The organism is Lactobacillus sp., assembly GCF_051873315.1.
GTDB lineage: Bacteria > Bacillota > Bacilli > Lactobacillales > Lactobacillaceae > Lactobacillus.
In genome coordinates, this window is the sequence record NZ_JBJEES010000082.1 from 1 (window position 1) to 8,448 (window position 8,448).

At 50.1% G+C, this 8,448-nt stretch carries 8 protein-coding genes and 1 tRNA gene; 3 read left to right on the plus strand and 6 right to left on the minus strand.

Annotation, left to right across the window (positions count from 1 at the left end):
* From ACI32D_RS05010 to ACI32D_RS05020, 3 genes are all read right to left on the minus strand, one after another.
* The coding region (locus ACI32D_RS05010; RefSeq protein ID WP_439775524.1) for a YSIRK-type signal peptide-containing protein at positions 1 to 1,018 on the minus strand (1,018 nt) is incomplete at its 3' end.
* A gap of 450 nt (positions 1,019 to 1,468) precedes the next feature.
* Entirely contained in the window at positions 1,469 to 2,287 is an 819-nt protein-coding gene (locus ACI32D_RS05015) for an oxidoreductase (protein ID WP_439775525.1), read from the minus strand.
* A gap of 135 nt (positions 2,288 to 2,422) precedes the next feature.
* Positions 2,423 to 3,256, minus strand: a complete 834-nt coding sequence (locus ACI32D_RS05020) for a helix-turn-helix domain-containing protein (protein ID WP_439775526.1) — start codon at positions 3,254 to 3,256, stop codon at positions 2,423 to 2,425.
* A gap of 178 nt (positions 3,257 to 3,434) precedes the next feature.
* Here ACI32D_RS05020 and gap point away from each other — a divergent pair, with 178 nt between their 5' ends.
* Positions 3,435 to 4,439 carry a type I glyceraldehyde-3-phosphate dehydrogenase gene (gap, locus tag ACI32D_RS05025; protein ID WP_439775527.1) on the plus strand — a complete coding sequence of 335 codons (1,005 nt, stop codon included), beginning with the start codon at positions 3,435 to 3,437 and terminating at the stop codon, positions 4,437 to 4,439.
* A gap of 69 nt (positions 4,440 to 4,508) precedes the next feature.
* Here gap and ACI32D_RS05030 read toward each other — a convergent pair.
* A tRNA-Thr gene (locus tag ACI32D_RS05030) sits at positions 4,509 to 4,581 on the minus strand.
* A gap of 103 nt (positions 4,582 to 4,684) precedes the next feature.
* Complete coding sequence (locus ACI32D_RS05035) at positions 4,685 to 5,974, minus strand: alpha-amylase family glycosyl hydrolase (RefSeq protein WP_439775528.1); 1,290 nt, start codon at positions 5,972 to 5,974, stop codon at positions 4,685 to 4,687.
* A 286-nt stretch (positions 5,975 to 6,260) separates the two neighbouring features.
* Here ACI32D_RS05035 and ACI32D_RS05040 point away from each other — a divergent pair, with 286 nt between their 5' ends.
* Both ACI32D_RS05040 and ACI32D_RS05045 read left to right on the plus strand, forming a co-directional pair.
* Positions 6,261 to 7,496, plus strand: a complete 1,236-nt coding sequence (locus ACI32D_RS05040) for an L-lactate MFS transporter (protein WP_439775529.1) — start codon at positions 6,261 to 6,263, stop codon at positions 7,494 to 7,496.
* A gap of 109 nt (positions 7,497 to 7,605) precedes the next feature.
* Positions 7,606 to 8,037, plus strand: coding sequence for a helix-turn-helix domain-containing protein (locus tag ACI32D_RS05045; protein ID WP_439775530.1), 432 nt, complete (start codon positions 7,606 to 7,608; stop codon positions 8,035 to 8,037).
* Between the two features lie 44 nt (positions 8,038 to 8,081).
* Here ACI32D_RS05045 and ACI32D_RS05050 read toward each other — a convergent pair whose 3' ends face one another.
* Positions 8,082 to 8,387: a hypothetical protein gene (locus ACI32D_RS05050; protein ID WP_439775531.1), complete on the minus strand. Its 306-nt coding sequence runs from the start codon at positions 8,385 to 8,387 to the stop codon at positions 8,082 to 8,084.
* Positions 8,388 to 8,448 lie beyond the last annotated feature (61 nt).

Consider the following 8,448-nt stretch of genomic DNA (forward strand, 5'->3'; position numbering starts at 1 on the left):
TCTTGTTTAAATCACCCGGCTTGGCTGAGCTTTCCCAAAGAACTGTGTCTTGATCAGCGTCAACCAATTGAATATAAACAGTATCATCATATACCCCATTGGTAGCTTTAGCAGCCGTTGATACCCGGATGTAGTAATTGACATTATACGTTTGGTTATAGCTGGTATAGCCAGATTGATTAATTGGCCCTAAGCTAAGAATCCCAAAAGTGTAACGTCCCTCAGTTGGGTCAGCCTTGTAGCCACTAGGAATCTTTTTTGCAGAGTTGTCAAGTAACAGACTTGCCCCGTGGGCATCACTCATCGCTGGATCAACATCGCTGTCAGTCAGCCCCTTTGCTTTGCCTTCAGTAGTAATCTCACCGCTTGAAGAAGCCGCATCATCCGTAGAAGTTGTGGTGTCAGTCGTAGCCGTAGTAGCCGCTGCCAACTTTACTGACTTAAGTGCTGAAGCCTTAGCCACCTTAGAAGCAGTCAAAGCATTAGCGTCAGCTGTTTCGCTAGTGGCCGTTTGCTCTTGACTATTTTCTTCGCTGGTGGCCGTGGCTGGAGTCGTGCTTTCACTGATAGCCGTACTTGCCTTTTCACTAGCTTCACTCGTTGCAGTGCTGGTCTTACTTGCTTCACTAGTTGCGGTGCTCTCCTTAGCCGCTTCACTAGTCACCGTTTCCTTACTTGCAGTTTCACTGCTTAGAGTCGTTTCTGCCGCTGCTGACTCACTAGTCGCGGTTGAGTTTACAGCTTCGCTGGCCGTACTTGCTGCTTCACCAGTCGCATTGCTGCTTGCTTCGCTAGTCGCCGTAGAAACAGTAGCTTCACTAGCTGCAGTCGTCTGAGCACTACTTGCCTTATCCGTGCTCGTCACCTTAGTCTCAGTAACCGTTACTGCCGACTGGTCTGTCGTATCCGCTGATACAGGACTCCCCCAAGCATAAGTCAAAAAAGACAAGCCCAGCAAAACTGAAGCGGCACCAAAGCTGTATTTTCTGATACTAAAACGCTGCTTGGAGTCGCTCATTCGTTGTTCTTGAAGATGCCGATTGTTCTTTGATAACATGCTTACACCTCTTAGACAAAACTAGCCATTTTCTAGAAATAGCTCACAACAGGTTCACTTGCCATCACTCATCCAAATTGTATTGAGCAATTAGCCAACTCTATAGCCTATATTTTCCACACAGAAGTACACACATTTAGTCATAAAATTTCTGCATCCCTCTCTCTCGTCATAATTTCTCACTAAACTTTTTTCTTCAAATTTAGAATAGCTTACTATACCTAAGATAAAATAGTCATCATTATTTAATTCACCACGAGTTAGCTATGTCTTAAGTACATGCTTATCCTATTTAAGTCTATTTTACCGCCTTTTCATTTCTTTGTTAACCGGTTACACTAATGATTTTCATGCAAAATCTAAGTAAAAAATAAAAATCCATAAGCTTACCTGCTTATGGATTCACAAATATTAAGATGCGTGAGTTATAATGAAATCAAAAGCTCTGGTTGGCAAAATAGCGTGCGCGAAGACCAATGGCTTGGCCCCAAAACCAATCAAATAACGAGGGCGTGGCCGGCGAGCGTTAACTGCCCGGCTGATCGCCCGAGTCACAACCTTTGGGTTGCTCATCATGTTGCCGCTGTACTGCTTGTGCATCCCTGCCGCAACCTTATTGGCAGTCTCTTCATAAGCGCCGCCCTTGGCTGATTCTGCCAGGTGATCAGCCGCGATATGGCCCCAGTTGGTCTTAATGCCGCCTGGCCCAATCAATACAACGTTGATGCCAAACTGCTTGGTTTCCATCCGCAGGGCGTCGCTGAAGGCTTCAACCGCGTACTTAGTCGCGTGGTACCAGCCGCCCATGAAGGAAACAATCCGGCCGCCCATGGAAGAAATGTTGATGATGGTTCCTAAATGCTGAGCCCGCATGTATGGCAAAACTGCCTTAGTCAAAGCTGCCAGACCAAAGAGGTTGACGTCAAACTGCCTTTTAGCTTCAGTCAAGTCCACGTCTTCGATCGCGCCATAGCTGCCGTAACCCGCGTTGTTGACCAAAACATCGATGCGGCCTTCCTGGTTGATGATCTCTTCAATCGCTTCTCTGCAGGAGCTTTCATCAGTCACGTCTAGGTGAATTGGGGTTACCCCGTATTCCTTCAAAGACACCATCTTTTCTACCCGGCGGGCTGCCCCGTAGACCTTGTTGCCCTGCTGAGCTAATTTCTTGGCAGTTTCGTAACCCATCCCGCTGCTGGCACCAGTAATCAAAATAACTTTCTTTTCCATCTTCATTTACCTAGCTTTCTCTTGGCTTATTTTCTTAATTTCTGCTTCGTCTCTTGATTTGATGATTACAGTATATCTGCTCTAAGCAAAAAGCAGAACATCACTAGATGCCAGGGTAAAATCAATTCGTGCCATTCAAACTCTTTCAGCCGCCTGCCTGGTCTGCTGGCGGTAAGAAGTCGGCGACAGGCCCTTTTTAGCGGTAAAAATCCTGATGAAATAGGTATCATAGTCAAAGCCGACCGCCTCAGCAATTTCCGCTACCTTCATTCCGGTGTGCGTAAGCATCTGCGCGGCAATCTTCATCCGGTACCTGGTTAGGTACTCCATGGCCGTGCAGCCAAAGCGGTCTTTAAAAAGCTGGTTCAAAGTCACCCGGTTGATGCAGGCTTGTCTGGTCAGATCCTCCAGGCTGATTTTTTCATAGTAAGCCGAATAGATGTAGCTCAAAGCCAGGCTGACCGGGTCTTCCGCGGTCAAAGCGCTCAAATCCTCCGCCATGCTCAAGATCTGAATCAGGTACTTTTTGATCCTGCAGCACCACAACTCATCGCTCTGGGCTGCCACCTCCATCCCCATGATAAAGAACCATTCCCGGATCTGCTCGTAGATCTTATTTGGCAGCTCCCAGTATTTCTGCCTGGCATCCTTGGCAAACAGACGCTGGCCGGTCTTGAGCGCCAGATGGAATTCCTGGTCCGGCTCACGGCTGAACGGAGCCGTCTTCAAAAAAGCCTCGTCAAAGCTGAAGGATTGGGCCGCGAAATCCCCGCTGGCCGTCACCCGATCGGCCTCATTTAAGAAAAGCAGGGCCGGGGCCTTGACGGTAGCCGATTGGCCATTGATCTTCATTTTCGCCTTGCCATGAGTCAGCAAGGCCAGGCTCATAGCCCGGGGCGTCTCCAGCGCGGCGACCGGTTTGAATTCAATATTCAGCACCCGGTCCTTGTAGCGGTCTTTTTGCGGCATGACTTCCTCCTTAATTGACAGATTGTATAGTTCCTTTTTTCATATCCTTTATTATAAAACATCCCGGCCGTTCGTATAATGATAATCGTAAAGGCCAGCCAATCAAGCCGTTTCTCGGAACTATGAAGCAAACGGCGGCTAGCCGGAATTCGGATAAGAATCAAGGAGGATTACAAATATGTCAGTAAAAGTTGCCATCAATGGTTTCGGCAGAATCGGCCGTCTGGCCTTCCGGCAAATGTTTGGAGCTGAAGGCTATGAAGTAGTAGCCATCAACGACTTGACCAGCACGGAAATGCTGGCCTACCTGCTGAAATATGATACTACCCACGGCCAGTTCCCAGGTGACGTTTCATATAACGACCATGCCCTTCTCGTCAACGGGCAGGAAATCTCAGTCTATGCTGAAAAAGATGCCAGCAATTTACCTTGGGGCGAATTGCACGTTGACGTTGTGCTGGAATGCACTGGCTTCTACACTTCCAAGGAAAAAGCCAGCGCCCACCTGCAAGCCGGCGCCCGCAAGGTCGTCATTTCCGCTCCAGCTGGCAAGGATCTGCCAACTATCGTCTATAACGTCAACCACAAGAGTCTGACGGCTGACGACAAGATCATCTCTGCTGCGTCCTGCACCACCAACTGCCTGGCCCCGATGGCCCAAGCCTTGAATGACCTGGCCCCAGTCACCGGCGGGGTCATGACCACCATTCATGCCTACACCGGCGACCAAATGCTCTTGGATGGGCCGCAGAGAAAGGGCGTTTTGCGCCGGTCAAGAGCTGCTGGGCAAAACATCGTACCTGCATCTTCCGGTGCCGCTAAGGCTATCGGCCTGGTTATTCCTCAGCTGGACGGCAAATTGACTGGGGCAGCCCAAAGAGTGCCAGTAGCCACCGGGTCTTCCACCATCCTGGACGCCGTAGTCGACGGCGTAGTCACCGCTGAAGAAGTCAATGCCAAGATGAAGGCCAGTGAAACTGAATCTTTTGCCTACAACACTGACGAAATCGTTTCTTCAGATATCATCAACTCCCGGGCCGGGTCAATCTTTGATGCCACCCAAACCAAGACTATCCCAATGCCTGAAGGCAAGACCCTGGTTCAAGTCGTCAGCTGGTACGACAACGAAAATTCATACACTTCACAGATGGTGCGCACTATTCGTTACTTCGCCCAACTGTAAGTCCGCATCCCTCTTTAAGAACAACAAAAAGTCCGCTGCGTTTGCAGCGGACTTCTTTGATACTCTGAGTGCCAATTATTGGAATCGAACCAACGACCTTCTCTTTACGAGGGAGATGCTCTACCAACTGAGCTAAATTGGCAATTTATCAACTCTTTCATTATAGCAAACAATCTGCTTTTGTCAAAAAAGTTTTTGCCAATTCTCGCAAAAAAACTGTCTCCCTCAGACCGCCTTCTCAGCTCTTATTTCTCAATAATGGTAATCTCGCCGATCCGCATGACTCCTTCGTAAACCTGGACGCTGCTGCCATCATAAAGGTTCTTGTAGCTCCCCTCCGGCAACTTGGTCGGAATCGCCTGCTTCTTGCCGGTCGTGTTAAAAATCCCGATCAGCTGCTCTTCTTCTTCGCCTTCATCCAGGCTGTGAACAGCTTCAAGAACGCCCTTTCTGACCTCTTTAGCCTCATAGCTGCCCTTGGCCATGATTGGCAGCTGCTTGATTTCATGCATCTTCTTTAAGAGACCAGTCAAATCAATATCTCCACTCCAGTCAACCGGGTCCTTGTCAAACAGGGTCACGTGGTGGGCATCCCCCTTTTCTTCCCCATTGTAGACCAGCATGGCCCCCTTCATGAAGTAGATAAAGGCCGTCATTGCCCGCAAAGCCGCCGGATCATCGATCATCCCGTGAGCCCGGACCACGTCATGGTTTTCCAAAAAGTGGGCCTTGACGTAGTTTTCCGGATAGACCCCCTCTTGCCGGTTAAGACCAGCCAGGTAGTCAGTCAAGTCCTTTTGCCCCAAAAGCGCTGCTCTGAGGTCTGGGTAAATGTCATAGTCATAGGTCATGTCAAAAGCCTGGTAGAGCTCAGAATCTGACCCGCCGACTGCTCCCTTGCTTCTCAAAAAGCGGATAAAGTCCGGGGCACCGGATTCAGCCAGCCAAATAGCCCCTGGCCGCACCTTGGCCACTTCTTCTCTGGCATATTTCCAGAAGTCCACCGGCACCATCGGGGCCACGTCACAGCGGAAGCCGTCCACGTACTTGGCCCACATGACCAAAGTCTCCGCCTGATACTGCCACAGGTCCTTATGGCTGTAGTCTAAGTCGATAACGTCGCTCCAGTCGCCCACCTTGTTGCCGAAGCTGCCGTCTTTCTTGTGGTAGAACCAGTCCGGGTGCTCCTTAGCCAAGACTGAGTCTGGTGAAGTGTGGTTGTAGACGCAGTCGATGATGATCTTCATCCCCTTGGCGTGGACGTCGTCACACAGGCGCTTGAAGTCCTCCATGGTCCCGTATTCCGGGTTGATGGCCCGGTAGTCGGAAATCGCGTATGGTGAACCCAGGCTTCCCTTCCGCTTCTCCTTGCCTGACGGCTGGATTGGCAAAAGCCAGATGATGTCCGTCCCCAAATCCTTGATCCGGTCCAAATCCTTCCGGACCCCTTCAAAATTGCCCTCTGGCGAGTAGTTTCTGACAAAAATGCTGTAAATCATTTGCTTGCGCAAGTCGATCTTGGTATCGCTAGCCATTTTTTCCTCCTTGGCCTGTGGCCACTTTTTTCTCACCCTTCTATCTTAGCGGTTTTCCTAAGCGCTTTCACATTTTCCGGCAATGTTACCGGTAACTCTTTTTAAAAAAGCGCCCTAGATTTAGTAGCATGTTTAGCGTTTCCAGCACAAGATCTTGAAAATTTCACCTTGTCCTTACATTGCTGACATGGTATCCTTAACACATCGAATAATATTGACCCTATTTAAGAATATTGTTCGTGTATTGTCTAAAAGTCCAAAGATTAATAAGGAGAATATCTTAACAATGAAGACTAATCGTTACATTGTTGCTTTGGCGGGGGTCATGCTGCATCTGATGATCGGCTCAGTATACGCTTGGAGCGTCTACACTAAGCCAATCGCGGCACAGACCGGCTGGAGCGAATCATCAGTTGCATTTGCCTTTAGTTTGGCCATCTTCTTCCTGGGGATGTCCGCGGCTTTCATGGGCCGCCTGGTTGAAAAATTCGGCCCGACCTTGACCGGGACTGTTTCCGCCATCCTTTACGGGAGCGGGATTGCCTTGACTGGCCTGGCTGTTCAAAGCCAGCAGCTCTGGCTCTTGTACGCTTCATACGGCGTCATCGCTGGTCTGGGCCTGGGTGCCGGCTACGTCACCCCGATCTCAACCATCATCAAGTGGTTCCCGGATAGACGTGGCTTGGCAACTGGCCTGGCCATCATGGGCTTCGGCTTTGCCGCTCTTTTGACCAGCCCAATTGCCCAATTCCTGATGTCCAGCGTTGGCTTGGCGGGTACCTTCTACATCTTGGGGGCCGGCTACTTCCTGGTCATGATCGTTTCTGCCCAGTTCATCAAGCGGCCAAGTGCAAAAGACCTGGCCAACTTCAAGAGCGAAGACAAGAAAGCTGTTTCCTTAACCGGCGGCCTGCAAATGACGGCCAACCAGGCACTGAAGACCAAGACCTTCTACCTGCTTTGGTTCATGTTCTTTATCAGCATCACCTGCGGGATCGCCCTGGTCTCTGCCGCTTCACCGATGGCCCAGGAATTGACTGGGATGAGCGCGGCTACTGCCGCTGTCATGGTCGGCATCATCGGCCTCTTCAACGGCTTTGGCCGCTTGATTTGGGCAACCTTGTCCGACTACATCGGCCGGCCTTTGACCTACAGCTTGATCTTTGTCGTTGACATGGCTATGTTTGTGATCTTGATCTTCACCCACTCACCATTTGTCTTCGCTGTAGCCCTCAGCCTGCTCATGTCCTGCTACGGGGCCGGCTTCTCAGTTATCCCGGCTTACCTGGGCGACATCTTCGGCACTAAAGAGCTCGGCGCCATCCACGGGTCCATCTTGACCGCCTGGGCAGCGGCCGGCATGGTTGGCCCGCTCCTGCTCTCCTTCACCCACGAAGTTTTGCAGAGCTACTACATCACCCTGGCCGCCTTCATCGTCCTGGCTGGTCTGGCTCTTTGCGTCTCCTTCCTGGTTCAGCGTGAATTTGCCAAGCTGACCGACCTGGCTGACGAATTAGATTAATGAATTTTCAAGTTCCTGCTTAGGCGGGAACTTTTTCTTTTCCCCGCGAGCTTTTAGCCAGGCTAGAGGCTATAATATTATAGAAGAGAGATTGATGAGGGGGAAAAACATGATGCTTCCAAGCAAGTTGCGCGACCTGCGCAAGAAGCATGGCTTAAGCCAAAAAGAATTAGCGGAAAAATTAATGACCACGCAAGCTAACGTGGCCAGCTGGGAAAACGGCGACAGCGTGCCCGACATATCTTACATCGCCAAACTGGCGGTTTTATACGACGTGTCAGCTGACTACCTGCTGAAAGACGACAAGCAAGAAGGGCAGACCATCGAACCAGGCGAAGAGATGGACCGGCCAAGCAAGAAGGATGCTGACCCTAAGCGCCTGGGCAGGATCAACAGCATCTACTGGACTATCGTTATCGCCGTCTACCTGCTGGCCAGCATCGCGACCGGCCGCTGGTCTACCAGCTGGGTCCTCTTTATTTTAGGGGGCGCCATCTGGCTCATCGGGGCTGGTTTTCACTGGATCAATTCGACTAAATAATAAAGGAGCTGCTTCTTAACTAGAAGTCAGCTCCTTTTGCTTTCTTATAAATGGTTAAATGACATGATGTAAAAGGTCAGCGGGACTGTCACGACCAGGTACAGGACCGTTGCCAGCAAGTAGGCCAGAATAATATTGACGCCATGTTTGGCAAAAGTCACAGCCAGCAGGTCAATCCCGCAAAGCAGGGCAAAATCAGCAAGCGAAGCCCCAAACTTGGCTTGGCCAAAGTGACTCAACACTAATCCAGCAAGGACAGCGACCACAATACAGATAGTCCACCGCCGGCTGGTCTTGGGCGGATAGGCGCTGATTGCCCGCTCTTTAAGATGCTGCATGTAATTCTTCATCTTTTTCCCCCCTAGTAAAAATTAGATTTCTTCTATAAGGTCATTATAGTCTTTTTTTCAA

Bases quoted from the DNA above. Each gene is read 5' to 3' on its own strand.
- ACI32D_RS05050 (WP_439775531.1), bottom strand. From the start codon at position 8,387: ATGAAGAATTACATGCAGCATCTTAAAGAGCGGGCAATCAGCGCCTAT.
- ACI32D_RS05035 (WP_439775528.1), bottom strand. From the start codon at position 5,974: ATGGCTAGCGATACCAAGATCGACTTGCGCAAGCAAATGATTTACAGC.
- gap (WP_439775527.1), top strand. From the start codon at position 3,435: ATGTCAGTAAAAGTTGCCATCAATGGTTTCGGCAGAATCGGCCGTCTG.
- ACI32D_RS05045 (WP_439775530.1), top strand. From the start codon at position 7,606: ATGATGCTTCCAAGCAAGTTGCGCGACCTGCGCAAGAAGCATGGCTTA.
- ACI32D_RS05040 (WP_439775529.1), top strand. From the start codon at position 6,261: ATGAAGACTAATCGTTACATTGTTGCTTTGGCGGGGGTCATGCTGCAT.
- ACI32D_RS05020 (WP_439775526.1), bottom strand. From the start codon at position 3,256: ATGCCGCAAAAAGACCGCTACAAGGACCGGGTGCTGAATATTGAATTC.
- ACI32D_RS05015 (WP_439775525.1), bottom strand. From the start codon at position 2,287: ATGGAAAAGAAAGTTATTTTGATTACTGGTGCCAGCAGCGGGATGGGT.